28 protein-coding genes are annotated in these 26,220 nt (G+C 72.5%); 18 read left to right on the forward strand and 10 right to left on the reverse strand.

Annotated features, from left to right (window positions below):
* Window positions 1-4: 4 nt before the first annotated feature.
* The 10 genes from DEJ50_RS19620 (at window position 5) to DEJ50_RS19670 (ending at window position 9,079) form a co-directional block, all read left to right on the forward strand.
* On the forward strand, window positions 5-1,438 hold the full coding sequence (locus tag DEJ50_RS19620) for an NAD(P)H-hydrate dehydratase (RefSeq protein WP_150209261.1): 1,434 nt from the start codon (window positions 5-7) through the stop codon (window positions 1,436-1,438).
* Window positions 1,439-1,757: 319 nt separating this feature from the next.
* Window positions 1,758-2,897: an alanine racemase gene (gene alr / locus DEJ50_RS19625; protein ID WP_150209262.1), complete on the forward strand. Its 1,140-nt coding sequence runs from the start codon at window positions 1,758-1,760 to the stop codon at window positions 2,895-2,897.
* A gap of 72 nt (window positions 2,898-2,969) precedes the next feature.
* Window positions 2,970-4,082: an alpha/beta fold hydrolase gene (locus DEJ50_RS19630; protein ID WP_150212231.1), complete on the forward strand. Its 1,113-nt coding sequence runs from the start codon at window positions 2,970-2,972 to the stop codon at window positions 4,080-4,082.
* On the forward strand, window positions 4,054-4,620 hold the full coding sequence (tsaE, locus tag DEJ50_RS19635; protein WP_150209263.1) for a tRNA (adenosine(37)-N6)-threonylcarbamoyltransferase complex ATPase subunit type 1 TsaE: 567 nt from the start codon (window positions 4,054-4,056) through the stop codon (window positions 4,618-4,620). The genes DEJ50_RS19630 and tsaE overlap by 29 nt, the downstream gene beginning before the upstream one ends.
* Before the next feature lie 120 nt (window positions 4,621-4,740).
* The gene (locus DEJ50_RS19640) at window positions 4,741-4,959 is read left to right on the forward strand and encodes a hypothetical protein (protein ID WP_223837830.1); all 219 of its coding nucleotides are present in this window, start codon (window positions 4,741-4,743) and stop codon (window positions 4,957-4,959) included.
* Window positions 4,960-5,754: 795 nt separating this feature from the next.
* The gene (tsaB, locus tag DEJ50_RS19650) at window positions 5,755-6,426 is read left to right on the forward strand and encodes a tRNA (adenosine(37)-N6)-threonylcarbamoyltransferase complex dimerization subunit type 1 TsaB (protein WP_150209264.1); all 672 of its coding nucleotides are present in this window, start codon (window positions 5,755-5,757) and stop codon (window positions 6,424-6,426) included.
* 47 nt (window positions 6,427-6,473) lie between these two features.
* A complete protein-coding gene (gene rimI / locus DEJ50_RS19655; protein WP_150212233.1) occupies window positions 6,474-6,965 on the forward strand; it encodes a ribosomal protein S18-alanine N-acetyltransferase in 492 nt (163 codons plus the stop codon).
* Window positions 6,958-8,103, forward strand: a complete 1,146-nt coding sequence (tsaD, locus tag DEJ50_RS19660) for a tRNA (adenosine(37)-N6)-threonylcarbamoyltransferase complex transferase subunit TsaD (protein WP_150209265.1) — start codon at window positions 6,958-6,960, stop codon at window positions 8,101-8,103. Before rimI ends, tsaD begins: the two co-directional genes overlap by 8 nt.
* Before the next feature lie 2 nt (window positions 8,104-8,105).
* Entirely contained in the window at window positions 8,106-8,360 is a 255-nt protein-coding gene (locus DEJ50_RS19665; RefSeq protein ID WP_150212234.1) for a hypothetical protein, read from the forward strand.
* A 56-nt stretch (window positions 8,361-8,416) separates the two neighbouring features.
* Entirely contained in the window at window positions 8,417-9,079 is a 663-nt protein-coding gene (locus DEJ50_RS19670; RefSeq protein WP_223837831.1) for a hypothetical protein, read from the forward strand.
* On the opposite strand, the gene DEJ50_RS19675 is transcribed toward DEJ50_RS19670, so the two are convergent.
* On the reverse strand, window positions 9,048-10,229 hold the full coding sequence (locus tag DEJ50_RS19675) for a class I SAM-dependent methyltransferase (protein ID WP_223837832.1): 1,182 nt from the start codon (window positions 10,227-10,229) through the stop codon (window positions 9,048-9,050). The two genes, DEJ50_RS19670 and DEJ50_RS19675, sit on opposite strands and share 32 nt — an antisense overlap.
* Before the next feature lie 101 nt (window positions 10,230-10,330).
* Between DEJ50_RS19675 and DEJ50_RS19680 the strand changes: the two genes are divergently transcribed.
* The 3 genes from DEJ50_RS19680 to DEJ50_RS19690 all read left to right on the forward strand — a co-directional run bounded on the left by DEJ50_RS19680 (window position 10,331) and on the right by DEJ50_RS19690 (window position 12,605).
* Window positions 10,331-11,266, forward strand: coding sequence for a polysaccharide deacetylase family protein (locus DEJ50_RS19680; protein ID WP_150209268.1), 936 nt, complete (start codon window positions 10,331-10,333; stop codon window positions 11,264-11,266).
* Between the two features lie 266 nt (window positions 11,267-11,532).
* Window positions 11,533-12,189, forward strand: coding sequence for a polysaccharide deacetylase family protein (locus DEJ50_RS19685; RefSeq protein ID WP_317852549.1), 657 nt, complete (start codon window positions 11,533-11,535; stop codon window positions 12,187-12,189).
* Window positions 12,186-12,605, forward strand: a complete 420-nt coding sequence (locus tag DEJ50_RS19690; protein WP_150209269.1) for a DUF6193 family natural product biosynthesis protein — start codon at window positions 12,186-12,188, stop codon at window positions 12,603-12,605. The genes DEJ50_RS19685 and DEJ50_RS19690 overlap by 4 nt, the downstream gene beginning before the upstream one ends.
* Window positions 12,606-12,625: 20 nt before the next feature.
* Here DEJ50_RS19690 and DEJ50_RS19695 read toward each other — a convergent pair whose 3' ends face one another.
* The 5 genes from DEJ50_RS19695 to DEJ50_RS19715 form a co-directional block, all read right to left on the reverse strand.
* Window positions 12,626-14,002, reverse strand: a complete 1,377-nt coding sequence (locus DEJ50_RS19695) for an FtsW/RodA/SpoVE family cell cycle protein (protein WP_411757624.1) — start codon at window positions 14,000-14,002, stop codon at window positions 12,626-12,628.
* A gap of 5 nt (window positions 14,003-14,007) precedes the next feature.
* Window positions 14,008-15,270: an LCP family protein gene (locus tag DEJ50_RS19700; RefSeq protein WP_150209271.1), complete on the reverse strand. Its 1,263-nt coding sequence runs from the start codon at window positions 15,268-15,270 to the stop codon at window positions 14,008-14,010.
* A gap of 80 nt (window positions 15,271-15,350) precedes the next feature.
* Window positions 15,351-16,760, reverse strand: a complete 1,410-nt coding sequence (locus tag DEJ50_RS19705) for a sensor histidine kinase (RefSeq protein ID WP_150209272.1) — start codon at window positions 16,758-16,760, stop codon at window positions 15,351-15,353.
* Window positions 16,750-17,490, reverse strand: coding sequence for a response regulator transcription factor (locus DEJ50_RS19710; protein ID WP_150209273.1), 741 nt, complete (start codon window positions 17,488-17,490; stop codon window positions 16,750-16,752). Before DEJ50_RS19710 ends, DEJ50_RS19705 begins: the two co-directional genes overlap by 11 nt.
* Window positions 17,491-17,548: 58 nt before the next feature.
* Window positions 17,549-17,896 (reverse strand): hypothetical protein, encoded by a 348-nt coding sequence (locus tag DEJ50_RS19715; protein ID WP_150209274.1) that lies wholly within the window; start codon window positions 17,894-17,896, stop codon window positions 17,549-17,551.
* Between the two features lie 452 nt (window positions 17,897-18,348).
* Here DEJ50_RS19715 and groES point away from each other — a divergent pair, with 452 nt between their 5' ends.
* Window positions 18,349-18,657 carry a co-chaperone GroES gene (gene groES, locus DEJ50_RS19720; RefSeq protein WP_007265952.1) on the forward strand — a complete coding sequence of 103 codons (309 nt, stop codon included), beginning with the start codon at window positions 18,349-18,351 and terminating at the stop codon, window positions 18,655-18,657.
* Between the two features lie 116 nt (window positions 18,658-18,773).
* Window positions 18,774-20,405, forward strand: coding sequence for a chaperonin GroEL (groL, locus tag DEJ50_RS19725; RefSeq protein WP_150209275.1), 1,632 nt, complete (start codon window positions 18,774-18,776; stop codon window positions 20,403-20,405).
* Between the two features lie 99 nt (window positions 20,406-20,504).
* On the opposite strand, the gene DEJ50_RS19730 is transcribed toward groL, so the two are convergent.
* The 3 genes from DEJ50_RS19730 to DEJ50_RS19740 form a co-directional block, all read right to left on the reverse strand.
* Window positions 20,505-21,218, reverse strand: a complete 714-nt coding sequence (locus tag DEJ50_RS19730) for an ester cyclase (protein WP_150209276.1) — start codon at window positions 21,216-21,218, stop codon at window positions 20,505-20,507.
* A gap of 63 nt (window positions 21,219-21,281) precedes the next feature.
* Window positions 21,282-22,055: an SDR family NAD(P)-dependent oxidoreductase gene (locus DEJ50_RS19735; RefSeq protein WP_150209277.1), complete on the reverse strand. Its 774-nt coding sequence runs from the start codon at window positions 22,053-22,055 to the stop codon at window positions 21,282-21,284.
* A 62-nt stretch (window positions 22,056-22,117) separates the two neighbouring features.
* A complete protein-coding gene (locus DEJ50_RS19740; RefSeq protein WP_150212236.1) occupies window positions 22,118-22,798 on the reverse strand; it encodes an MOSC domain-containing protein in 681 nt (226 codons plus the stop codon).
* 85 nt (window positions 22,799-22,883) lie between these two features.
* On the opposite strand from DEJ50_RS19740, the gene DEJ50_RS19745 reads away from it, so the two are divergent.
* Entirely contained in the window at window positions 22,884-23,783 is a 900-nt protein-coding gene (locus tag DEJ50_RS19745) for a LysR family transcriptional regulator (RefSeq protein ID WP_150209278.1), read from the forward strand.
* 104 nt (window positions 23,784-23,887) lie between these two features.
* On the opposite strand, the gene DEJ50_RS19750 is transcribed toward DEJ50_RS19745, so the two are convergent.
* On the reverse strand, window positions 23,888-24,214 hold the full coding sequence (locus tag DEJ50_RS19750; RefSeq protein WP_150209279.1) for a WhiB family transcriptional regulator: 327 nt from the start codon (window positions 24,212-24,214) through the stop codon (window positions 23,888-23,890).
* Between the two features lie 379 nt (window positions 24,215-24,593).
* Between DEJ50_RS19750 and DEJ50_RS19755 the strand changes: the two genes are divergently transcribed.
* Both DEJ50_RS19755 and DEJ50_RS19760 read left to right on the forward strand, forming a co-directional pair.
* Window positions 24,594-25,205 carry a response regulator transcription factor gene (locus DEJ50_RS19755; protein ID WP_003948568.1) on the forward strand — a complete coding sequence of 204 codons (612 nt, stop codon included), beginning with the start codon at window positions 24,594-24,596 and terminating at the stop codon, window positions 25,203-25,205.
* A gap of 318 nt (window positions 25,206-25,523) precedes the next feature.
* Window positions 25,524-26,153, forward strand: coding sequence for a sigma-70 family RNA polymerase sigma factor (locus DEJ50_RS19760; protein ID WP_150209280.1), 630 nt, complete (start codon window positions 25,524-25,526; stop codon window positions 26,151-26,153).
* The last annotated feature ends 67 nt before the right edge of the window (window positions 26,154-26,220 follow it).

The following is a 26,220-nucleotide window of genomic DNA, read 5'->3' on the forward strand; positions in this document are numbered from 1 at the left end:
CCCCATGCGTACTGCTTACCGCGTGGAGACCGTACGGGCCGCCGAGCGCGCGCTGATGGCCCGGTTGCCGGAGGGTGCCCTGATGCAGCGGGCGGCGGCCGGGCTGGCCGCCGTGTGCGCGCAGCGGCTGGGGCGGGTGTCCGGCAGCCGGGTGGCGCTGCTGGTGGGGCCGGGGGACAACGGCGGCGACGCGCTGTACGCGGGCGCCCGGCTGGCGCGGCGCGGGGCGGGGGTGTGGGCCGTGCCGATGGACCCGGAGCGGATGCATCCGGGCGGGCTGGCCGCGCTGCTGCGGGCCGGCGGGCGGACGGCGGACCGGGTGCCGGAACGGGTGGACCTGGTGCTGGACGGGCTGGTCGGGATCGGCGGCCGGGGCGGCCTGCGGGCGGCTGCGGCCGGCCTGGCGGACGGGGTGCCGGCCGGGGTTCCGGTGGTGGCCGTCGATCTGCCCAGCGGGGTGGACGCGGACACCGGGGAGACGGCGGGGCGGGCCGTGGCGGCCGGGCTGACGGTGACCTTCGGGGCGTACAAGCCGGGCCTGCTGATCGAGCCCGGGGCCTCGCTGGCCGGCGAGGTGCGGCTGGTGGACATCGGGCTGGAGCTGCCGGGGCCGCCCGGGGAGGCGGCGGGGGAGCCGGCGGTGGAGGCGCTGGAGGACGCGGACGTGCGCCGGCTGCTGCCGGTACCCACGGCCGCGAGCGACAAGTACCGGCGCGGGGTGGTGGGCCTGATCGCCGGTTCCGCCCAGTACCCGGGCGCGGCCGTGCTGGCCGTGGCGGGTGCGCTGCGGGGCGGTGCGGGCGCGGTGCGGTACGTCGGCCCGGCGGCGGACGCGGTGCTCGCCCGCTACCCCGAGGTGCTGATCGGCAGGGGCCGGGTGCAGGCGTGGGTGATGGGCCCAGGGCTGGGCAGCGAGGAGGTCCCGCTGCCGGCCGGGGACGTACCCCTGCTGGCCGACGCGGACGGGCTGCGCGGCCTGACCCCCGAAGCGGTCCGGGCCCGCACCGCCGAGACCCTGCTGACCCCGCACGCCGGGGAGGCGGCGGCGCTGCTGGGCGTGTCCCGGGAGGAGGTCGAGCGGGGGCGGCTGGCGGCGGTGCGGGAGCTGGCGGACCGGTTCGGGGCGGTGGTGCTGTTGAAGGGGGCGGCGACGCTCGTGTGCGAACCGGGCGGCCGGGCTCCGGTACGGGTCAACCCGACGGGCTCGCACTGGCTGGCCACGGCGGGCAGCGGGGACGTGCTGTCGGGGCTGGCGGGCTCGCTGCTGGCGGCGGGGCTGCGAGCGCGGGACGCGGGCGCGGTGGCGGCGTACCTGCACGGCCGCGCGGCCGAACTCGCCTCCGGCGCGGCGCGGGACCCGGCCCGCGCCTCCGGCGCGCCGATCACGGCCCACGAGGTGGCCCTGGCCCTCCCGGCGGCCTGGCGCTCCCTGACCTGAGGCCCTGCCCGGCCCCCCGGCCCCGGCCCGGCCCGGGGCTTCGCCCCGAGCCCCCGGCTCCGCCGGGCGTGGTGCGGGGCTGTGCCCCGGGCCCGCGGCTTCGCCGGGCGGTGTGCGGGGCTGCGCCCCGGGCCCCCGGCTCCGCCGGAGCCGTCCCGGCCCGGGGGCTGCGCCCCGCGCCCCCCGGCTTCGCCCGGCCCGGCCCGGCCCGGGGGCGGTGGTCCGAGGTGACACAGGGGGCCGGGGTTTCGGCTGGTGGTGGGGCCGGGTGGGTGCTGTGGGGGGGCTGGGGGGAAAGGGGTCTGAGAGACTGACCGGGATGAACGAGAGACCGCGGGTATTCGCCGAGATCGACCTTGACGCCGTACGGGAGAACGTCCGTGCCCTGCGCGCCCGGGCGCCCCGGGCCGAACTGATGGCCGTCGTCAAGGCCGACGCCTACGGGCACGGGGCCGTCCCCTGCGCCCGCGCGGCCCGGGAGGCCGGCGCCTCCTGGCTCGGAACCGCCACGCCCGACGAGGCCCTGGCGCTGCGCGCCGCCGGTGTCGACGGACGGATCATGTGCTGGCTGTGGACCCCCGGCGGCCCCTGGCGCGAGGCCGTCGAAGCGGACATCGACGTCTCCGTCAGCGGAATGTGGGCCCTCGACGAGGTACGGGAGGCCGCCCGCGCGGCCGGCCGCCCCGCCAGGGTCCACCTGAAGGCCGACACCGGCCTCGGCCGCAACGGCTGCCAGCCCGCCGACTGGGCCGAGCTGGTCCAGGCCGCGGTGGCCGCCCAGGCCGAGGGCACCGTCACGGTCACCGGCCTCTGGTCCCACTTCGCCTGCGCCGACGAGCCCGGCCACCCCTCCATCCGGCTCCAGCTCGACGCCTTCCGCGACATGGTGGCGTACGCCGAGAAGGAGGGCGTCGAGCCCGAGGTCCGGCACATCGCCAACTCGCCCGCGACGCTGACCGTCCCCGACAGCCACTTCGACCTCGTCCGGACCGGCCTCGCCGTCTACGGCGTGTCGCCCGCCCCCGAGCTCGGCACCCCCGCCCAGCTGGGCCTGCGCCCCGCCATGACCCTCAAGGCCACCGTGGCCCTGGTGAAGACCGTGCCCGCCGGACACGGCGTCAGCTACGGCCACCACTACACCACCGCCGCCGAGACCGCCCTCGCGCTGATCCCGGCCGGCTACGCCGACGGCATTCCCCGGCACGCCTCCGGCCGCGCCCCGGTGCTGGTCGGCGGGCAGGTCAGGACCGCCGCCGGACGGGTGGCCATGGACCAGTTCGTCGTCGACCTCGGGCCCGGCGAGCACCGGGTGCGGGCCGGTGACGAGGCCGTCCTCTTCGGGACCGGCGAACACGGCGAACCCACCGCCGAGGACTGGGCTCAAGCGGCAGACACGATCGCGTATGAGATCGTCACCCGTATCGGAGGGCGGGTGCCTCGGGTGTACCGCAACGGCTGAGGCCGAGTGAGGACGGGCGGCGTGAGCGAGAACTGGCGGAAGGCCGGCTGGGCAGGTGCCGCGATCGGCGTCATGGCCGCGGGCGCGGCGGCCGGCGTCGCGGTCGAGCGGCTCACCGTGGGCCGCGGCATCCGGACGAGAGCACGGATCGCGCTCGACGCGGCCGGCCCCTACGGCTCGCTGCGCGGCCGGGAGGGCACCACCCGCGCCGAGGACGGCACCGAGCTCCACTACGAGGTCGACGACCTGCCCGCGGAGCCCCGGCGCCGCCGCCCGCTGCGCCGCAATGCCGCCGCCGGCCAGGTGACCGTGGTGTTCTGCCACGGGTACTGCCTCAGCCAGGACTCCTGGCACTTCCAGCGGGCCGCCCTCCGCGGTGTCGTCCGCAGCGTCTACTGGGACCAGCGCAGCCACGGCCGCTCCGACCGGGGGCTGTCCCAGGCCGACGGCGAACCGGTCACCATCGACCAGCTCGGCCGCGACCTCAAGGCCGTCATCGACGCCGCCGCCCCCGAGGGAAAGCTGGTGCTGGTCGGGCACTCCATGGGCGGCATGACGATCATGGCGCTGGCGGACCTCTTCCCGGAACTGGTCCGGGACCGGGTCCGCGGGGTGGTGCTGGCCGGCACCTCCGGCGGGCGCCTCGACGAGGTGACGTACGGACTTCCGGCCGTCGGCATGACCGCGGTGCGCCGGGTGCTGCCCGGGGTGCTGCGTGCGCTCGGCTCGCAGGTGGAACTGGTGGAGAAGGGCCGCAGGGCCACCGCCGACCTCTTCGCCGGCATGATCAAGCGGTACTCGTTCGGGTCCCGGGACGTGGACCCGGCGGTGACGCGCTTCGCCGAACGGCTGATCGAGGCCACGCCCATCGACGTGGTCGCCGAGTTCTACCCGGCCTTCCAGGTCCACGACAAATCGGCCGCGCTGCGGCGGTTCACCGGGGTTCCGGTCACCGTGATCGCCGGGGACAAGGACATGATCACCCCGCCCGAGCACAGCGAGGCCATCGCCGCCGAACTCCCCGATGCCGAGCTGGTGGTGCTGGAGAACACCGGACACCTGCTGATGCTGGAGCGCCCCGAGGCCGTCACCGGCCTGCTGCTGGACCTGCTGGGCCGCGCCGGGGCGGTGCCCGGAGCCACTACCGTTGGCTCCTATGGAAGCACCGCACACCCAGGCGGCTGAGACCGCCACCACCGTGGCCGCCGGCTCTGTCTCCGTCTCCGTCACCGTCGATTCCCCCGAGCGGATGCAGGACCTCGGCCGCCGGATCGCCGCCCTGCTGCGCCCCGGCGACCTCGTCCTGCTGACCGGTGAACTCGGCGCGGGCAAGACCACCCTGACCCGGGGACTGGGCGAGGGGCTGGGCGTGCGCGGGGCCGTGACCTCGCCGACCTTCGTGATCGCCCGGGTCCATCCCTCGCTGGTCGGCGGCCCGGCGCTGGTGCACGTGGACGCGTACCGGCTCGGTGGCGGGCTCGACGAGATGGAGGACCTGGACCTCGATGTGTCGCTGCCCGAATCGGTGATCGTGGTCGAGTGGGGCGACGGCAAGGTCGAGGACCTGTCCGAGGACCGGCTGCACGTGGTGATCGCGCGCGCGGTCGGCCACGAGGAGGTGCTCGACGACGTCCGCGAGGTCTCGGTACGGGGCGTGGGAGCGCGCTGGGGCGCGGAGCGCGGCGCGGACCAGCTCAAGGCGCTGGCGGAGCCGACCGCGTAGGGAAACGTACCGACAACTCGTCGGCAAGATATTGCGCGGGTGCCGGGCCGCGTGATGACATGGTACCGAGCACTGGTTAGGGCTACCTAACTTCGGCGTATCCGGATGCAGGAGGCAGCCATGGCGGCCATGTCGGCAGCAGAGCGGGGAGACGCGTCCCGCAGGTCCGGCCCCGCACTCGTCCCCTTCGGGCTGACCATGCAGGCGCTGCTCGCCTCGTGCGCGGCGGCGACGGCGGTCTCCACGCCCCCGAAGTCCGAACAGGCCGAGAGCGGCGAAGGAGACGGCGAGGGAGAGGGCGGCGGCGGGGCTCCCGGAGAAGCAGCCGCGGCTGCCTGAGGAGCTCCCCCGAGCTTCCCCGCGGGGGGTGCCGCCGTCAGCCGGCGTCCCCCGTCCGGGTGGTTCCGCGGATGATCGTCCCGGCGGCGAAAGCCGCCGGAGTGCGCCGTTACGGAACGACGACCACCTTCGAGGTGACCATCGCGAAGCCCCACATCGCGTCCCCGTCGGTCCGCGTCATCCGGATGCCGCCGGTCTTCTTGGCCGGGTCGGGCGCCGGCGTCGAGCCGTCCACCCGGGCGCTGAACCCGATCACCGTGCCCTCGTTGCTGGCGAACCGTACGACGTGCTCGATCGGCACCCCGTCCGAGCCGGTGACCGCGCCCGAGCGCGAGCCCACCACATAGCTGCCCGGCTTCGGGTGAACCGTGCTCGGCACCACCGGGAACGTCCGGGGCACCGCACCGGCGGCGGCCTCCACCAGCCAGACCCGCTTCTGGCCCACCGAGTAGACCACCCGCTTGCCGGTGCCCGAGTTCTCCGGGACCGCCACCGGCTTCGCCGGGTCCTGGGGCGCCGCGGGCTGCGGCGGGGCCGGGTTCGCGGGCTGCCGGGCCTCGGCCGCCGGCCGCGCCGGTGCACTCGCCGACGCCTGGTAGGCGAGGAAGCCGACCACGGCGATCGCCGCCGCCGTGAGCCCGGCCACGATTCCCGAGCTGCTGCGTGCCACCTTGCTCCACCTTCCCCGGTGCTGCCCCTGATCCAACCCTGGGTCGACGGTAGCAGCCGGGGCCCCGGGGATCCGGCCGCAACGGGCGCGGGCGACCGCCGTCCCCGGAGTCGTAGGCTGTTCGCGTGCTCTTGCTCGCAGTGGATACCGCCACCCCCGCCGTCACCGTCGCCCTCCACGACGGCGAGTCCGTCCTCGCCGAATCCAACAAGGTGGACGCGCGCCGACACGGGGAGCTGCTGCTGCCCTCCGTCGACGCCGTCCTCGCCGAGGCCGGCCTGAAGCTCGACGCCGTGACCGGCATCGTCGTGGGCACCGGCCCCGGCCCCTACACCGGGCTCCGGGTCGGCCTGGTCACCGCCGCCGCCTTCGCCTCCGCCCTCGGTGTGCCCGTCCACGGGCTGTGCACCCTCGACGGCCTCGCGTACGCCGCCGGGACGGCCGGGATCGAAGGCCCCTTCGTGGTCGCCACCGACGCGCGCCGCAAGGAGGTCTACTGGGCCCGGTACGAGGACCCGCGCACCCGGACGGGCGAGCCCGCCGTGGACCGGCCGGCCGACATCGCCGAGCAGGTGGCCGGGCTGCCGGCGGTGGGCGCGGGCGCACTGCTCTACCCCGAGGTCTTCCCGGACGCCCGCGGCCCCGAGCACCAGTCGGCCGCGGCCCTCGCCTCCCTCGCGGCGGAACGGCTCGCGGCCGGGCAGGAGGCCACCGGATTCCTGCCGCCGACCCCGCTCTACCTCCGCCGGCCCGACGCGCAGGTCCCCAAGAACTACAAGGTGGTCACCCCCCAGTGACCACCGCCGCGTCCACCGAGGCCACCGGGGCCGTCGTGCTGCGCGAGATGCGCTGGTGGGACATCGAGCCGGTGCTGGAGCTGGAGCACGAGCTGTTCCCCGAGGACGCCTGGTCCGCCGGCATGTTCTGGTCCGAACTCGCCCACGCGCGCGGCCCGCAGGCCACCCGCCGCTATGTGGTGGCCGAGGAGCGCGGCACCGGCCGCCTGGTCGGCTACGCCGGACTGGCCGCGGCCGGCGACCTGGCCGACGTACAGACCATCGCGTCCGCCCGCGACCAGTGGGGGACCGGACTCGGCGCCCGGCTGCTGACCGACCTGCTGCGCGCCGCCACCGCCTTCGAATGCACCGAGGTGCTGCTGGAGGTGCGGGTGGACAACACCCGCGCCCAGCGGCTCTACGAGCGCTTCGGCTTCGAGCCGATCGGCTTCCGGCGCGGCTACTACCAGCCCGGTAACGTCGACGCGCTCGTGATGCGCCTCTGTGACCCTGCAAGCTCCGTTCCTGTGCGACCCGTGCGAAGTGAGAACCATGGCTGACGAACCCCTCGTCCTCGGCATCGAGACCTCCTGCGACGAGACCGGAGTCGGGATCGTCCGTGGCACCACCCTGCTCGCCGACGCGATCGCCTCCAGCGTCGACGAACACGCGCGCTTCGGCGGTGTGGTGCCCGAGGTCGCCTCGCGGGCCCACCTGGAGGCGATGGTCCCGACCATCGAGCGGGCCCTGCAGGAAGCCGGGGTGTCCGCCCGGGACCTGGACGGCATCGCGGTGACGGCCGGACCCGGTCTGGCCGGCGCCCTGCTGGTCGGCACCTCCGCGGCGAAGGCCTACGCCTACGCCCTGGGCAAGCCGCTGTACGGGGTGAACCACCTGGCCTCGCACATCTGCGTGGACCAGCTGGAGCACGGGCCGCTGCCCGAGCCGACCATGGCCCTGCTGGTGTCCGGCGGCCACTCCTCGCTGCTGCTGGCACCGGACATCACCTCCGACGTCCGGCCGCTCGGCGCCACCATCGACGATGCGGCGGGCGAGGCCTTCGACAAGATCGCCCGGGTGCTGAACCTGGGCTTCCCCGGCGGCCCGGTGATCGACCGGCTGGCCAAGGAGGGCGACCCGGCCGCCATCAACTTCCCGCGCGGGCTGACCGGGCCGCGCGATGCGGCGTACGACTTCTCCTTCTCCGGGCTGAAGACGGCCGTGGCGCGCTGGATCGAGGCCAAGCGGAACGCCGGCGAGGACGTGCCGGTGCGCGATGTGGCGGCGTCCTTCCAGGAGGCCGTGGTGGACGTGCTCACCCGCAAGGCCATCCGGGCCTGCAAGGACGAGGGCGTCGACCACCTGATGATCGGCGGCGGTGTGGCGGCCAACTCCCGGCTGCGCGCGCTGGCGCAGGAGCGCTGCGACGACGCGGGCATCGTCCTGCGGGTTCCGCGGCCCAAGCTGTGCACGGACAACGGGGCGATGGTGGCGGCGCTGGGCGCGGAGATGGTCGCCCGGAACCGGCCGGCCTCGGACTGGGACCTGTCCGCGGACTCCTCCCTGCCGGTCACCGACCCGCATGTGCCGGGCACCTCGCACGGCCACGGGCACGGGCATGGCAGCGGCCACGGCCATGGGCACGGCCACGACCACGACCACGTGCACGAACTGAGCAAGGACAACCTGTACTCGTGAGCATCACGGTGGCACTGATGTGGGAGGCCCGGGCCGTCGACGGGCGGGGCAACGAGCTGCTCGAATGGGCCCGTTCGCGGGTGCTGGAGCGCGAACCGCTGCGCCGCGAGGTGCTCCGGGCCCCGCAGGACCGGGTCCTCGTCATCACCTGGTGGGAGGCCGGCTCCCTCACCGAGGAACTGCCCGAACTCCCGGAGCCGGCCCAGGACCTGATCGCCCGTCCGGTGCACCGCTGGCGCTTCGAATCGGTGACCTGACGCCGTCGTGGCGGAGTCCGGCGTTCCTGGACCACGGTCCCGCTATGGTCATGCGCATGCCTCGCCGTCATCTGCCGCCCCCACCGCCGCCGGCGCACCTGCGCGCCTGGCATGACGAGGCCGTCCTGAGGGACGACCGGGCCACGTTCCTGGCCGAGTTGGCGCGGCAGAGCCTCGGCCTCACCCGGCTGCTGCTGCTCTGGTCCGTCGCCGCCGTCTTCGCGTTCGGCTGGTCCTTCCTCGGCATGGCCCTGATGTCCTTCGAACAGGGCGACGGCCTCGGCGCCGTGATCGGCGCGGTGTTCGCCGCGCTCGGGTTCGGTGTGCTGGTGCCGGCCGGATTCTGGTTCGCCTGGGGTGCGCGGCGGGACCGCGAGGTGCGGCAACTGCTGTGCGCGTGGGCCGAATCGGAGCCGCCCGCCGGGGTCCCGGCCGGCCATCCGGCGGCCGGGCTGCGGCTGTGTGCGCCGGGCCGCAGCCTGGGCTGGCTGCTGAGCTCCGCCGTGCTGTGCGCGGCCGGCCTCTGGGTGGCCTTCGGCTGGGCGGCCTCGGCCCGGCCGGACGGGACCACGTACGCCACGTACGCCGAGGTCGCGTACTACATCGGCCTCGGCATGATCCTCTGGGTCACCGGGCTGCTGGGCGCCGGCAAGGCCGCCGCCCACTACCGGTGGGCGGCACGGGTCTTCACCGGGCCGGCGACGCGGGCGAGCCGATGAGCACGGACGGGGCCCCGGCCACCCGGGTGAGGAACACGGTCGCCGCGTTCCGTCCCTGAGGCTTGACCTTCCGGCGGAGTTCCTCCGGCTCGATCGCCGAACCGCGCTTCTTGACGGTCAGGATGCCCACCTCGCGCTCGCGCAGCAGCGCCTTGAGCTTCTTCAGGTTGAAGGGGAGCACATCGGTGATCTCGTACGCGGTGGCGTACGGGGTGGGGCGAAGCTCGTCGGCGGTGACATAGGCGATGGTCGGGTCGATCAGCCGGCCGTCGAGCTCCGCGGCGACCTCGGCGACCAGATGGGCGCGGATGACGGCGCCGTCCGGCTCGTAGAGCCAGCGGCCGACCGGGCCGGGCTCGGGATCGGGCAGCGGGTTCCCGGGGCACAGCGAGTGCGGGCCCGGCAGCAGGGTGGACCGGACCGCCCCGGGGCTGGTGCCGAACCAGAGCACCGCTTCCTTCACGTCCCCGTGGTCGGAGATCCACTCGGCCTCCGCCTCGGCCGGGACGGCCTCGTGCGGGATGCCGGGGGCGATCTTGACGGCGGCGAACCGGGCGCTGCCGGCGGCCCGTACGGCCCAGGACAGCGGCGGTGAGTAGGCCTCCGGGTCGAAGGTCCGGCCGCGCCCGCCGCGCCGGGCCGGGTCCAGGAACACGGCGTCGTACCCGGCGGTGTCGACCTCCGTCACATCCGCCTCCCGGACCTCGATCAGCCCCTCCAGCCCCAGCGCCTCGGCATTGGCGCGGGCCACGGCGGCGGTGAGCGGGTCTCGGTCCACGGCCAGCACCCGGATGCCGGCCCGGGCCAGCGCGATGGCGTCCCCGCCGATTCCGCAGCACAGGTCGGCGAGGCTGCGTACGCCGAGCGCGGAGAACCGGTCGGCGCGGTAGGCGGCCACGCTCGCCCGGGTGGCCATCTCGACCCCGCCGGGGGTGAAGAACATCCGGTACGCGTCCTCCGCCCCGAACTTCGCCACCGCCCGCTGCCGCAGCCGGGCCTGCCCCAGGGCCGCGGACACCAGCCCGGCCGGGTGCTCGCGGCGCAGCCGGGTGGCGACGGCGAGCTCGCGGGCGGGGTCGTAGTCGCGCAGCGAGTCGAGGAGGGCGAGGCCCTCGGGGGTGCGGAGGGCGGCGAAATCGTGCGGGTTCACCGGCTCATTGTGCGCCAGCCGGTGGACAGTGCGGATCCGGTCGCGGTGTCGTCCGGGTGTCGTCCGGGGACTCGCACTGCCGCCTGACAATATGCCCAGCTATGCAGCTAGTAGGAAAAAAGGAACAAAAAGCTCATCGGGTTGTCGGCTCGCGCGGCCGGTTCGGGGTGGCGCTGGCCGCGCTGCTGGTCGCCGCCCTGGGCACCGCCTGCTCCTCCGAGACCGGCAGACAACCGGGCAAGCCGGAAAAGCCGAAGGCGGGCAGCGAGGCCGGCGCCGCCGGCGCACCCGTCAACCCGGCCGCCCTGCGCAAGCAGAAGGAACTGGCCCGGCTCGCCGCCGTGAAGCGGTGGGGGCTGGCCAAGACCCCGCTGCGCGCCCCGGCCGCACCCAAGGAGAAGCCGGAGATCGAAACCCGCGACGGCTTCGAGGTCGACGACCACGAGGGCCTCCCGCCGGTGTTCACCACCATCCCCACCGAGGAGAACATCGTCTTCCTCACCGTCGACGACGGCGCGGAGAAGGACCCCCAGTTCCTGAAGATGATGAAGGAACTCGACATCCCCTACACCGCCTTCCTCAGCGACTACCTGGTACGGGACAACTACCCGTACTTCAAGCAGATGCAGGCGGCCGGCGTCACCCTCAACAACCACACCCTGAACCACCGCTACATGCCGGCCCTCTCCTACGAGAAGCAGCGCCAGGAGATCTGCGGCCAGCAGGAGACGCTGCAGAAGGTGTTCGGCAAGCGGCCCACCGTCTTCCGCCCGCCGTACGGCAACTACAACGAGGACACCCTGCGCGCCGCCAAGTCCTGCGGCATCAAGCACGTTCCGCTGTGGAACGCCGAGGTGTTCCCGGACAAGATGGACTACCGCGAATGGGACCGCGACATCCACCCCGGCGACATCATCCTCACGCACTTCCGGGGCCGGGAGGACTGGAAGGGCACCATGCCTGACATGATCCGTCAGGTGATGAAGACCGTCACGGACAAGGGATACGCCGTGGCCCGCCTGGAGGACTACCTGTGACGAGCGCGCGCCGGCTGACGGCCGGACTCCTGGCGGCCGGCGCGCTTGCGCTCTCCCTGGCAGGGTGCGGGGAGAGCGTGGAACCCATCGAACGGCTCGGCCGGAAGGCGACGGGCGAAGTCCGGGACGGCGGTGCGAACGGCGGCCCGACCGCGCCATCCGCATCGGGATCCGCATCCGCATCGGCATCCGCCCCGACGAAACCGTCGCCTTCCGGTGCAGCCGGTGGAACCGAAAGCCACCGGCGCTGGGGCCTGTCCCGCCCGGTGGAGCTCGCACCGAAACCGGACCGCAAGGCGGAACTGCCGAAGGCCGCACCGGGGCGGGTTCCGGTGGTGGACCGAATACCCGTGCCGGCGGGGGAGAAGACCGTCTTCCTCACCTTCGACGACGGGGCCGAACGCGACCCCGAATTCCTGAAGATGGCGGCCGACCTCCGGCTGCCGATCAGCATGTTCCTCACCGACAGCGTCGCCTCGGCGGGCTACGACCACTTCGCGAAGCTCCGCGACCTGGGCAACGGCAGCGTCATCAACAACCACACGCTGTCCCACCTCAACCTGCGGACCCTCTCCTACGAGGCGCAGAAGGCCCAGATATGCGGCCAGCAGGACCGCCTGGCAGCCCGCTTCGGCACCCGCCCGCGCCTGTTCCGCCCGCCCTACGGCAACTACAACGACAACACCCTCCGCGCGGCCAAGGACTGCGGGACGGAGGCGTTGGTCCTGTGGCGGGCGTCGATGCAGATACGCAACCTCCAGTACGCAGAGGGCTCCGCCCTCAAACCGGGCGACATCATCCTGGCCCACTTCCGCGGCCCGTCCGAGCTCAAGGGCTCGACGGAAACCGAGATGACCACACGGATGCTCCAGAAGATCCAGGAACAGGGCTTCAGGATCGGCCGCCTGGAGGACTACCTGTGACGCAGCCCCTCCCCCCGAAGCCCGACCTCCCCGACCTGACCGCGGCGCGCCGCAGCGGGCGGGCCGCCGTGATCGAGGTGACGTGGCAGCGGCTGATCCTGAGCCGCCGGTGGACGCGTGAACGCCACCGGATCCTCTGGCCCGAGAGCACCTACCAGGGCCTCGTCCCCCTCCTGGAGGCGGCGTACGAGGTGCCGGCCCTGCGGCAGCTCTACCCGTTCACCAGCCACGACACCTTGGGCTTCAGCACCTGCACGGAGTACCCGTACGAGGTTCACCTGCCCGTGGTCACCCCTCTCCCGGACGGCCGCTTCCGCCTCCGCCGCTTCCACACCGGGGCGCCGCTCGCCCACGCCGGCACACCGTCCGAGGTCATCGCCCTGCTCACCGCGAACCATCCGGGGCCGGCGGCCTGAGGGGCAAGGGAGCAGGCCCGCTACGCCGCCAGGGTTGCCGGGGGTTCCGTCGTGGCGCGGCTGTCCGCCTCGCGTTGTCGTTCCGCGCTGTCGCTGATGCGGAGCAGCAGGGCGATCATGATCCAGTTGGCCAGCAGGGATGAGCCGCCCTTCGCCAGGAACGGCAGGGTCTTGCCGGTCAACGGGATCAGGCCGGTCACGCCGCCCGCCACCACGAACACCTGGAGGGCCAGCGACGCGGCCAGGCCGACGGCGAGGAGTTTGCCGAAGGGGTCGCGTGCGCCGAGGGCCATCCGGAGGCCGCGCTGGACCAGCAGCGCGTAGAGGACCAGCACCGCCATCACCCCGGCCAGCCCGAGCTCCTCGCCGACCGTGGTCAGGATGAAGTCCGAGCGGCCGGCGAACTTGATCAGCTCCGGGTGTCCCTGGCCGAGGCCGGTGCCGGAGATGCCGCCGGTGCCGAAGCTGAACAGGGCCTGGGCCGACTGGTCGGAGATCAGGCCGTCGGGCCGCTGGCCCTCCGGCAGGAAGATGGCCATCGGGTTGAGCCAGGCCTGGATGCGGTTCTTGACGTGCGGCTCGGTCGAGCCGACCACGAACGCGCCCACCGCCGCCATCAGGACGCCGCAGACGATCCAGCTGGTGCGCTCGGTGGCGACGTACAGCATCACCACGAAGACGCCGAAGAAGATCAGCGAGGTGCCCAGGTCCCGCTCGAAGACGAGCACCAGCATGGCCAGGATCCACACCGTGATGATCGGCCCCAGCTGCCGCATCGGCGGCAGCCGCATCCCCAGGAACTTCCGGCCGGCCAGCGCCAGCGCATCCCGGTGGACGACCAGGTACCCGGCGAAGAACACCGCGATCATGATCTTCACGAACTCGCCGGGCTGCACCGAGAACGGCCCGATGAAGATCCACCGCTTGGCGCCGTACGTATCGGCCGGCATGAACGCCGGGGCGATCAGCAGCACCAGCGCCACGGCCATCGTGAGGTAGATGAACCGCTGCAGGAACCGGTGGTCCTTCAGCAGCGCCACCACCAGCACGCACGAAGCCACCCCGATGACCGTCCACAGCAGCTGGCCCGGTGCGTTCGCCTCGCCGCCGTACCGCTCGATGTACGACTGGTCGAGCCGGTGCAGCAGCACCAGCCCCAGCCCGGTGAGCAGCATCGCCAGCGGCAGGATCAGCGGATCCGCGTACGCGGCGAACCGGCGCACCCCCAGATGCCCCACCAGGGACAGCAGGCTCAGGCTGATGGCGAAGCCGGCGAGGTCGGCGGGCAGCTCGCCGTTCATCGACAGGCCGGCATTGGCGTGCCCGAACACGGCGATGCCGACGACCAGGACGAGCAACAGGGCTTCGGTGCGGCGGCGGGCGCCCGCCACCGTCAAGGGCCTCAGTCCACGCACGGGATGCCGCCGCCGTCGATGGCGGTCCCTTCCGTCCGGTGCCGGTTCTGGCCCCCGGCGGAGTTCGCCGGCGGGGTCGGTTCCGAGGCCGGAGCCTGTGATGCGCCGGAGTCGCCCGAGGCCGTGGGGTCGGCGGAAGTCTTTGGTCCGATCTGCTCGGCAATGCGGCGCTTTATCTTCATATCATCTACGACGTTAATGTCCTCCCCATGGTTCCTTCCGAACCCCTCCACGGGCAGTGTGGTGAACTCCACCCGCCCTCCGGACAGGTTCTTGGCCTGCTTCACAAACGCCAGGAGGTCCCAGCCCTCGTCCGTCACCACGTCCTTCTTCGCCGCGTCGATCAGCTTGATCAGCTTGACCGGGTCGGTGAAGGTGCCGACCGAGTTCAGCTTCTGCGTGGCCCCCGCCAGGAACGCCTGCTGCCGCTTCGTCCGGTCCAGATCGCCCCTCGGCAGCCCCATCCGCTGCCGGACGAAGGCCAGCGACTGCTGCCCGTTCAGGGTCTGCCGGCCCGCCGGGAAGTCGGCGCCCGAGTTCTTGTCCTTGACCGCCTTGTTCAGGCACACCGGAACCCCGTCCAGCGCGTCCGCCAGGTGGTAGAAGCCCGCCAGGTTGAGTTCCGCGAAGTGGTCGACCGGCACCCCGAGGAAGGACCGGACCGTCTCGATCGACGCCTTCCGGCCCGCCTCGCGCCCTTCCCGCTCCAGCTGCCGCCGGTCCGTGACCCCCTGCGCCGCCAGGCGTCGCTCCTGCTCCGCCTTGGCCAGCCCGTACGCCTTCTTGATCTTGTCCTTGCCGGTGAAGCCGGGAATGCCCTTGAGCTCGACGAAGTCGTCCCTGGGTATGGAGAAGGCCTTCGCCTTGCCGCCGTCGCCGGGGACGTGCAGCAGGATCAGCGTGTTCGTGTTGTAGCCGCCGATGTCGGAACTGCCCGCGTGCAGCCGGTCGAGCACCTGCTCCGGCAGTTTCTCGCCGTTCTGGTCGCGCCGGCTGTCCAGCCCCATCAGCAGGATGTTGGTGTCCCCGTGCGCCGACTTCTCGGCGCCCTCCAGGGCCTTGGAACTGCCGATGCTGCCGGCCAGGTCCCGGTACAGGTACCAGGCGGTGCCGCCCGCCAGGACGGTCAGGGCCGCGGCCGTGGTCAGCAGCAGGCGGATGATGCGGCGCGGCCTCCGCCGGCGCCGGCGCCCTGCCGTGTGCCGGCCGGGTGCCGATGGCGTCGTGGTCTTCCTTCGGTGCGCGCTCATGCCTGTCGATTCTGATGCGGGCCTGCTGAAGGAAAGCTGAATCCCTGAATCCCTGAACCCCTGAATCCCCGAAGGCTGCCTCAGGGCCGGGGCCGGTGCGCGGGCAGCCGCAGTACCAGCCGGGTGCCGCCGCCCGGGGCCTCCCCGGCCGTGACCTCGCCGCCGTGCGCCCGCGCGATCTCCCGGGCGATGGGCAGGCCCAGCCCGGTGCCGCCGCCGGTCCGGCCGCGGTCCTCGTCCAGCCGTACGAAGCGCTCGAAGACCCGGTCCCGGTCGGCGGCCGGGATCCCGGGGCCGTCGTCGCGGACCTCCAGGACGGCGGTGGCCGCGGCCGTCCCCGGCGCCGCCGCGTACGCCCGTACGACGACCTCGGTACGGGCATGCCGCAGCGCGTTGTCCACCAGATTGGCCAGGGCCCGCTCCAGCCGGGCCGGGCGTCCCGTGGCGGGGACCGGAGCCTCGGCCTCCACCCGCAGCCGGACCTGCCGGGGCCGGGGCACGGGACGGCGGGCCGCGTCCTCCGCCGCGAGCAGGGCCAGGTCCACGGGCTCCCCGGCCGCCCCGTCGGCCCCGCCGTCCAGCCGGGCCAAGAGCAGCAGGTCCGCCGCGATCCGCTGGAGCCGGTCGGTCTCGGCCAGCGCCGCCCGGACCGACTCCCGGTCCGGCCGGTCGCCGGGCCGGGGCGCACCGGCCAGCGCCACCTCCAGCCGGGACCGGACGGCGGCCAGCGGATTGCGCAGCTCGTGCGAGGCATCGGCGGTGAACTGCCGCTGCCGGGCGTCGGACCGCTCCAGCCGGTCCAGGGTGTCGTTGACCGTCCGGGCCAGCCGGGCGATCTCGTCCGCCCCGCCCGGGTCCGGCACCCGCCGGTCCAGCCGGCTCGCCGTGACCGCGGCCAGCCCGCTCCGGATCGCGGTCACCGGCCGCAGCGCCTGCCCGGTCACCCACCAGGCCAGCAGTGCCGCGAACCCGATCAGCGGCGGCGCACCCGCCAGCAGGCCGAGCGCGATGGCCCGGGTGGCATCGTCCACATCGCCGAGCACCGTCATCGCGTACACCGTGACCCGCTCGCCGGGCCCGGCGCCCTGCGCCTCGACGAGGACCACCCCGCGCCGCTCACCGCCCGGGCGGTCGGCCGGAAGGATCACGGTCCGCGAATCCGTCCCGGGCGGCGGCCGTACGCCGGCCAGCTCGGCCGGCGCCACCGCCCGGGTGTTGCCGCCGGCGGCCAGGGTCCGGCCGTGCGCGTCGAGGACGAGGACCAGGTCCACCCCCGCGTCCGGGGCGGGCAGCCGGCCGTCGGCCGGCAGGGCGTGCGCGTCCGCCTGGGCGGCGGCCTTGCGGGCGGCGAGTTCGGTGCGGGACGCGGTGTTGTCGAGGAGGTTGGCGCGCAGCAGGTGGTGGAGCCAGAGGCCGCCGGCGGCCAGCAGGGCGGCCATGGCGAGGGCTGCCGCGAGGGCGGCCCGGGCGCGCAGGGAACTACCCCGCACCGCCGCCACCCGCCCCCGCCGCACCGCTGCCGCCCTGGCCCGTACAGCCGGCGCCGCCGTCCGCGGCCATCCGGTAGCCGGTGCCGTGCACGGTGAGGATGGAGCGGCGGCCGAACGGCGCGTCGATCTTCCGGCGCAACGAGGAGACGTACACCTCGACGATGTTCGGGTCGATGCCGGCCGGGGCCTCCCAGACCTCGTCCAGGATGTCCTGCTTGGCGACGGCCTGCCCGGGCCGCTCCATCAGGCACCCCAGCACCGCCAGCTCGCGGGCGGTCAGTTCGATCTCGGCCGCGCCGCGGCGGCAGCGCCGGGACTCGCGGTCCAGGCACAGATCGCCGGCCTGCAGGGTGGTGCGCTCGGGGGTGCCGACCCGGCGGGCCAGGGCCCGGAGCCGGGCGCCGAGCACCACGAAGGAGAACGGCTTGGTGAGGTAGTCGTCGGCTCCGCGGTCGAGGCCCTCGGCCTCGTCGTGCTCGCCGTCCCGGGCGGTCAGCATCAGCACCGGGGTGCGGTCGCCGTGGGCGCGCAGCCGGGCGCAGATCTCGTACCCGGACAGGCCCGGGAGCATCAGGTCGAGCAGGACGACGTCGTAGGGGCCGCCGCTGAGGGCGAGTTCCAGGCCGCGGTGGCCGTCGTGGGCCGTTTCCACCCGGTGGCCGTCAGCGGCGAGGCCTCGCCGAATGGTTTCGGCGAGGCCTTCTTCGTCTTCGACCACGAGGATGCGCACCCCCCAACTGTCACATATGGGACGTGTGGGGCGCGCGCCGCCCGAATGGCCTCAGGCGTCAGTCATGGAAGACCACCGAGCGGACCTCGAGCTTGGCGGAGCCCTGCGCCCCGGCTTCGAGGTCGAAGGAGTCGCCCTCACAGCCGGGCTGCTCGAAGACCGTGGCCGTCTCGTCCGTGCCGTTGTACGGCGAGTGCGCCGGCGGGACCTCCTTCGGGTCGTCCGCCTCGTCGAGCGTGATGCACTGCTCGCTCGGCGGGTCGACCAGCTTCCCGCTCAGCATGGCCCGGTCCTGGGACCGGTACTTGTACGTGAAGCTGCCCTCGGCCGCGCCGGCCGAGGTGGGGAGCGCCAGAACGAGCAGGGCGGCACCGGCGGCGGCGCCGAGGGTGTGGCGGATGCGCATGGTTCCTCACGGGGGAGTGGGGTTCGATCTTGCGGCCACTGGGTTCCCGGCCGGGCTGCGGGGTATGCCTCGGGTCGTCCGTTGATCATCCTTACGCGCCTGGAGAATCGATTCCTCACTGACCCATGAGCACCAGCGCCGAAAAGCGCACCCCGGACACGCGCCGCACGCATCCCCGGACGTATGTGCGGGTGGCCGTGGTGCGGCCCGGAACGGGGCCCGGGCAGGGGGGTTGGAGCAGTATGGGAAGCCGGTATTCCGCAACGCCCATGGCGTGAATTGGCACTCCGCTTGACCGAGTGCTAATCGCCGGAATAGTCTCGGGCCTGGCACTCGCCACCGGTGAGTGCCAACACAGCGACGGGCAGGTCCGGCACCCGCGACGACGGATCGACCTGGTCGCCACCTCAGACAGTTAACCCCGTGAGATCTCCGAAGGGGGAGGTCGGATCGTGACGACCGCCAGCTCCAAGGTTGCCATCAAGCCGCTCGAGGACCGCATCGTGGTCCAGCCGCTCGACGCCGAGCAGACCACGGCCTCTGGCCTGGTTATCCCGGACACCGCGAAGGAGAAGCCCCAGGAGGGCGTCGTCCTCGCCGTGGGCCCGGGCCGGTTCGAGGACGGCCAGCGTCTCCCGCTGGACGTCAACGTCGGCGACATCGTGCTGTACAGCAAGTACGGCGGCACCGAGGTGAAGTACAGCGGCGAGGAGTACCTCGTCCTCTCGGCTCGCGACGTGCTCGCGATCGTCGAGAAGTAATTCACCCAAGCACCAAGATGCTTTGAGCTGCGCCCCTGGTCACCCCGCTGATTGCCGGGCGGCGAGGGGCGCAGTTCGTTGAAACCCAGATTTTTCGAGAGGGCTGAACCGCTCCCATGGCGAAGATCCTGAAGTTCGACGAGGACGCCCGTCGCGCCCTCGAGCGCGGCGTCAACAAGCTTGCCGACACGGTCAAGGTGACGATCGGCCCCAAGGGCCGCAACGTCGTCATCGACAAGAAGTTCGGCGCCCCCACCATCACCAACGACGGTGTCACGATCGCCCGCGAGGTCGAGATCGACGACCCGTACGAGAACCTGGGCGCCCAGCTCGTGAAGGAGGTGGCGACCAAGACCAACGACATCGCGGGTGACGGCACCACCACCGCCACCGTGCTGGCCCAGGCGCTGGTCCGCGAGGGTCTCCGCAACGTCGCCGCCGGCGCTTCCCCGGCCGCCCTGAAGAAGGGCATCGACGCCGCGGTCAAGGCGATCTCCGAGGACCTCCTCGCCACCGCCCGCCCGATCGAGGACAAGACCGACATCGCCGCCGTGGCCGCGCTCTCCGCGCAGGACCAGCAGGTCGGCGAGCTCATCGCCGAGGCGATGGACAAGGTCGGCAAGGACGGTGTCATCACCGTCGAGGAGTCCAACACCTTCGGCCTGGAGCTGGAGTTCACCGAGGGCATGGCCTTCGACAAGGGCTACCTCTCGCCGTACTTCGTGACGGACCAGGAGCGGATGGAGGCCGTCCTCGAGGACCCCTACATCCTGATCAACCAGGGCAAGATCACCTCCATCCAGGACCTGCTGCCGCTGCTGGAGAAGGTCATCCAGGCGGGTGGCTCCAGGCCGCTGCTGATCATCGCCGAGGATGTCGAGGGCGAGGCGCTCTCCACCCTCGTCGTCAACAAGATCCGCGGCACCTTCAACGCGGTCGCCGTCAAGGCCCCGGGCTTCGGTGACCGCCGCAAGGCGATGCTGCAGGACATGGCCACCCTCACCGGTGCCACCGTCATCGCCGAGGAGGTCGGCCTCAAGCTCGACCAGGCCGGTCTGGACGTGCTGGGCAGCGCCCGCCGCGTGACCGTCACCAAGGACGACACCACGATCGTGGACGGCGCCGGCAACAGCGAGGACGTCCTCGGCCGCGTCAACCAGATCAAGGCCGAGATCGAGGCCACGGACTCCGACTGGGACCGCGAGAAGCTCCAGGAGCGCCTTGCGAAGCTGGCCGGCGGCGTGTGCGTGATCAAGGTCGGCGCCGCCACCGAGGTGGAGCTGAAGGAGAAGAAGCACCGTCTGGAGGACGCCATCTCCGCGACCCGCGCCGCGGTCGAGGAGGGCATCGTCTCCGGTGGTGGCTCCGCTCTGGTGCACGCCGCCAAGGTCCTCGAGGACAACCTCGGCAAGGAGGGCGACGAGGGCACCGGTGTCGCCGTCGTCCGTCGCGCCGTCGTCGAGCCGCTGCGCTGGATCGCCGAGAACGCCGGCCTGGAGGGCTACGTCATCACCTCCAAGGTTGCCGAGCTCGAGAAGGGCCAGGGCTTCAACGCCGCCACCGGCGAGTACGGCGACCTGGTCAAGGCCGGCGTCATCGACCCGGTGAAGGTCACCCGCTCCGCCCTGGAGAACGCCGCCTCCATCGCCTCCCTGCTGCTCACGACCGAGACCCTGGTCGTCGAGAAGCCGGCCGAGGAGGAGAACGACGGTCACGGCCACGGCCACGGTCACGGCCACAGCCACTGATCGGCCCCGTGCACGAAAGCCCCGTTCCGCGATGCGGAACGGGGCTTTCCCGTGTTCGGGCTGCGACTGCGCCCGCTCGGTTCGGTCGGTTCGTTCGGTTCAGCGGGACCCGTACGGCGACCCGGATCCGCCCATCTCCCGCTGCAGCTGGCCAGGGTTGTAGTGCCACCAGCCCTCGATGATCTCCCCGTTCACGCACTGGAACGTGGTGGTCCCGGACATCTCGTACGTCTTCCCGGTCGGCATGACGCCCATGAACTCACCCTTGTGGGTGCCGCGCCAGTTCCACACCGTGGTGACGAAATCGCCCTCGGCGACCTGGCACACCGGCTCGAACGTCATGTCGAAGGCCTTGCGCCAGATCTCCATGTCGGCGCGCATGGAATCGCGTCCGATGACGGTCGACTCCTCCTTGCTCGCGTCGTGGTCGATGTAGTTCGTCGCGAAGCACTCCTCGATGACGGCCATGTTGCCGTGCATGAGGGCGTCGTCGAACACCCGGTTCACCAGGTGCTTGTTGAGCTGCTCGTCCCGGACCACGTCCAGGTTGGTGAAGGTGGGCATCCCGTCGCAGAGGGCCACCATCTCCTTGAACATCCGGTCCGTCTCCGGGAGATGGGAGTTCTTCATGGCGTCTTCGTACGACGGGAATTCGATCACGTCGACGTAGTGCTCCCCGTCCTCGCGGTCCTTGCCGATCAGACTGTGGGTGACGGTCCGCTTGCCCTGGCTCTGCGCGACGTACCGGTCCATGAGGTCGGACAGGTCATCGTAGCGGCGGGTCTTGTAATCGATTATCTGTACGAATGTCATCGTGTCTCCCGGCTCCGGACTGGATGGGACATGCCGACACGCCCATTTTATTCCGGTATGGGGTTATTGGGGGCCGTACTTCCGGCCCGTACGGGAGGACACCCCGCCCAGCAGCCCGCGCGGCGTCAGCTTCACGATCCCCATCAGCGCCTTGTAGCGCGGGTCCGGGATCGACACCGTCCGGCCGCGCGCCAGATCGGCCAGCGCCTCCGCCACCAGCTTGTCCGCGTCCAGCCACATCCAGTTGGGGATGTTGTCCGTCCCCATCCCGGCCCGCTGGTGGAACTCGGTCCGGACGAAGCCCGGGCACAGCGCCATCAGCCGTACCCCCGAGTCCGCCAGGTCCTTGGCCGCGCCCTGGGTGAACTGCACCACCCACGCCTTGCTCGCGCCGTACGTGCCCCGCGGCAGGAACGCGGCCACCGAGGCCACGTTGATCACACCACCCCGGCCCCGCGAGCGCATCGACTCCGTCGCCGCCGAGGTCAGCCGCAGCACCGCCTCGATGTGCACCTTCAGCATCGTCAGCTCGTCGGCCATGGGCACGTCCAGATAGCGGCCCTTGTTGCCGAATCCCGCGTTGTTGACCAGCAGGTCCACCGGGTGGGTGCGGTCGGACAGCCGCTCCTCCACCGCACCGATGCCCTCGTCCGTGGACAGGTCGGCGGTCAGCACCTCGGCCTCGATGCCGTGCCGGTCGTGCAGCTCGGTGGCCTGCTCGCGCAGCCGCTTGGTGTCCCGGGCCACCAGCACCAGGTTGTGGCCCTGGGCGGCGAGCCGCCGGGCGAAGGCGGCGCCGATGCCCGCCGTGGATCCCGTAATCAACGCAGTCGTCATGCGGGCAACCTAGCCGCCCGGAGCCGTGCGCACGGCAGGGGCCCGGCGGGACCGATGCGCTGTCAGCCCCGAGTGGGCCCGCCGTACTTGGCCAGGTACTCCCGGACGGTCTCGTGATTGCGCGGTGACATCGCGGTGCCCGCCGCCAGGGTCCGCGGCAGCAGGGCGCGCTCGGTGGTGAACGCCCGGAACCAGAACTCCACCGAGACCTCGTGGTCCGGGCGGTCCACGATCTCGATCCGGTCGCCCGGCGAGACCCGCCCCTCCTCGATCACCCGCAGGTACGCGCCCGGCCGCCGGGCCTGGGTGAACCGCTTGACCCAGCCGGGCTCCGCCATGGCGCCCTGGAAGGTCCGGCACGGGATCCGGGCCGAGGACACCTCCAGCAGCAGCCCCGGGCCGACCCGCCAGCGCTCGCCGAGCAGCGCGCCGTTGACGTCCACCCCGGCCGTGGTGAAGTTCTCGCCGAACAGTCCGGCGGGCAGCTCGCGGCCCAGCTCCGCCTCCCACCGGTCCAGGTCCTCGCGGGCGTACGCGTAGACCGCCTGGTCGTCGCCGCCGTGGTGGCGCCACTGGGCGATCTCGTCACCCTCCACCCCGGAGCCGGCGGTGCCCTTGGGGCCGGGGGCGAAGACCCGCACCGGGCCGGGCACCGGGCGCTTTCCGATGCCCGTCACCCCGATCCCGGAGTCGGTGTAGTCGGCTTCGGTGAGCCTGCCCAGGTTGACGGAGATGAGCTGCATGTCCATGTCCGTACGCTAACCCAGCCCACCCAAAGCGCTGGAAGGGTATTGGCGCGGCAGTCAAAGCGGGGCTTATGCTCGAAGGGTGATCGAGGCACGTCATCTCAGGGTCCTGCGCGCCGTGGCCGGCACCGGCTCCTTCTCCGCCGCGGCCCGCGAACTCGGCTGCACCCAGCCCGCCGTCTCCCAGCAGATGAAGGCCCTGGAACAGTCGGCGGGCACCCCGCTGCTGGTCCGGGCCGGCCGCGAGATGCGGCTGACCCAGGCAGGTGACGCGCTGGTCCGGCACGCCGCCGGCATCCTCGCCGGCCTCACCGCCGCCGAGGAGGAGGTGGCGGCCATCGCCGGCCTGCGGGCCGGCCGGGTCCGGCTGGTGTCCTTTCCCAGCGGCAGCTCCACCCTGGTGCCCACCGCCCTCGCCGCCATGCGGGAGGCCCACCCCGGCACCCGTATCTCCCTGGTCGAGGCGGAGCCGCCGCGCTCGGTGGAGATGCTGCGGGAGGGCGACTGCGATGTGGCGCTGGCCTTCCGCTACGGCTCCGGCACGGCGGACGCGGCGGAATGGGACGACCTGGTCGTCCGGCCGCTGCTCACCGACCGGCTGGTCGGGCTGGTGCCGGAGGGCCACCGGCTGGCCGGCGCGGAGCGGGTCCGGATGGCCGAACTGGCCGGGGAGCCCTGGATCGCCGGCTGCCCGCGCTGCCGCCGCCATCTGGTGGACATCTGCGAGAGCGCGGGATTCACCCCGAGCATCGACTTCGCGACCGACGACTACCCGGCGGTGGTCGGACTGGTCGGTGCGGGGCTCGGGGTGGCCGTGCTGCCGGAGCTGGCGGTGGAATCCGTACGGGTCAAGGGCGCGCGGACGGTGGAGGTGGAGCCGGCGGTGGAGCGCGAGGTCGTGGCGCTGACCCTGCCGGACCTCGCCCGGGTGCCGGCGGTGGCGGCGACGCTGGCGGAACTGGAGCGGGCCGCCGGCCGTTGACGGCCGGCGGCCCGGCGCGCGACACGCCCGAGCGGGCCGCACGGGTCCCACGGGTCCCACGGATTCGAAGAAACGTTCCTTCGTGCGCTTCTCCGCTCAGGCGCTCAATGCGGCGCGGGCGGGCCGGTCACAGTGCTGGCGGGGATGAGGCGGTGCCGGGCGCGCCCCATCAGTTCCTCGCGCTCGTCCTCGGTGAGCCCGCCCCACACTCCGTAGGGCTCACGTACGGCGAGCGCGTGCGCGGCGCATTCCGAGCGCACCGGGCATCGCATGCAGACCTCTTTAGCCGAGGCCTCGCGCGCGCTCCGGGCCGCTCCCCGCTCGCCTTCCGGGTGGAAGAAGAGGGAGCTGTCGACCCCACGGCAGGCGGCGAGCAGTTGCCAGTCCCAGAGGTCGGCGTTCGGTCCGGGGAGGCGGGAGAAATCTGCCATTGGTAGTCCTCTTGGTGCCGGTACTGAGGCGGATACGGTCCATGTCTCCACACCTACTGTCGGAGTAGATGTAAATATGACTCATTGGGAATCTAGCCTCAGACACACGCCAAACGGAAGGAAAGCCGCCAAATAGGGCATAGCTCCAGATGGAGGACAGTTGGCTTGTGGCGCCCGTGTCGTGTTCGCTTCCTCACGTAGAGTGCCGAAGGTGTCCGTCCGACCCGTAACTCTTTCGAGTGACCATCGTTGAGAGTGCGAAGGCGGTTGAACGAAGAAGTTCTCGGACAGATGTCCGGGGACATCGACCGCACAGGTGACGATACGTACCAGCCTGGAGGCTCAAGGTGACGCGCATCAGCAGCTGCGGAGGGCGGTCATGACATCCGTCCTCGTCTGCGACGACTCCCCGCTTGCCCGAGAGGCGCTCCGTCGCGCGGTGGCCACCGTGCCCGGCGTCGAGCGTGTGACGACGGCTGCCAACGGCGAGGAAGTCCTCCGCCGCTGGGGTGCCGACCGCTCCGACCTGATTCTGATGGACGTCCGCATGCCGGGCCTGGGCGGTGTCGAGACGGTCCGCCGGCTGCTCTCGGCCGACCCCGGCGCCCGCATCATCATGCTGACCGTTGCCGAGGACCTGGACGGCGTGGCCCTCGCGGTCGCGGCGGGTGCCCGCGGATATCTGCACAAGGACGCCTCGCGCGCCGAACTGCGGGCCACGGTCACCCAGGCCCTTGCCGACCCGACCTGGCGGCTCGCCCCGCGCCGGCTCAGGTCGGCCGAAATGGGTGCCGCGCCCACGCTCACCGCCCGCGAGATCCAGGTGCTGGAGGGCATGAGCCACGGCCGTTCCAACGCCGAGATCGGCCGTGAGCTGTTCCTTTCCGAGGACACGGTCAAGACGCACGCCCGCCGCCTCTTCAAGAAGCTGGGCGCCTCGGACCGGGCGCATGCCGTCGCGCTCGGCTTCCGCTGGGGCCTGGTCCGCTGACCGCGGAGCCGGAATAGCGGTCCCCGTCCGCCCCGGGCGGACGGGGCGGCCATGGCGGGTCTTGTCCTACCCGGTGCGCGGCCGGGGGTTGGCGAGGCACAATCCGGGGGACGTGTCGCTTCGTGCGCGATGCCGCATCCTTGAGGGTGTGCCGCATTCTTGGAGATGTGGAGTCCTCGGGGGAGTCCTCGGGGACATTCGGCCGAGCGGGAGGGGAGTGCGCAAGTGATGAGCTCCGGTGCGCCCGCTCATAACGCTTCGATGCATAACCCGGGCCATGGTGCCGCAAATGCTCCGGCGTCAAGGCACCATGGATTGATGCGCGACGACGAGGCCATGGGGTCCCCCGCGGCCACAGGCCCCACCGGCACCGCCAAGGGCGGCAGCGCGGGGGCGGTCGGCGCGCTCGTCCGCCGGGCCGTGGAGGGCGACGAGCAGGCCACCCACGATCTGCTCGCCCATGTGCACCCGCTGGCCCTGCGCTACTGCCGCACCCGGCTCTCCCGGCTGCCCGGCGATGCGCGCCACTTCGTCGAGGACCTCGCCCAGGAGGTCTGTGTCGCCGTGCTGATGGCCCTGCCGCGGTACCGGGACACCGGCCGGCCCTTCGAGGCCTTCGTCTTCGCCATCGCCGCGCACAAGGTGGCCGACCTGCAGCGGGCCGCGATGCGGCACCCGGGCAGTACGGCCGTCCCCTCCGACGAGATGCCCGAGCGGCCGGACGACTCGCTGGGCCCCGAGGAGCGGGCGCTGCTCAGCAGTGACGCCGAATGGGCCAAGAAACTGCTGGCCAACCTGCCGGAGAACCAGCGGGAGCTGCTGGTGCTGCGGGTGGCGGTCGGGCTGACCGCCGAGGAGACCGGTCAGATGCTCGGGATGTCCCCGGGCGCGGTCAGGGTGGCCCAGCACCGGGCGCTGAGCCGGCTGCGGGCGCTCGCCGAGCAGTAGACACGGCGGGTCGGCGGCGCGGCTTTCGTGCCCGTAGGAAAACTTCGTATGAACCGACGAAACTCCC

The organism is Streptomyces venezuelae (assembly GCF_008642295.1).
GTDB classification, from domain to species: domain Bacteria; phylum Actinomycetota; class Actinomycetes; order Streptomycetales; family Streptomycetaceae; genus Streptomyces; species Streptomyces venezuelae_C.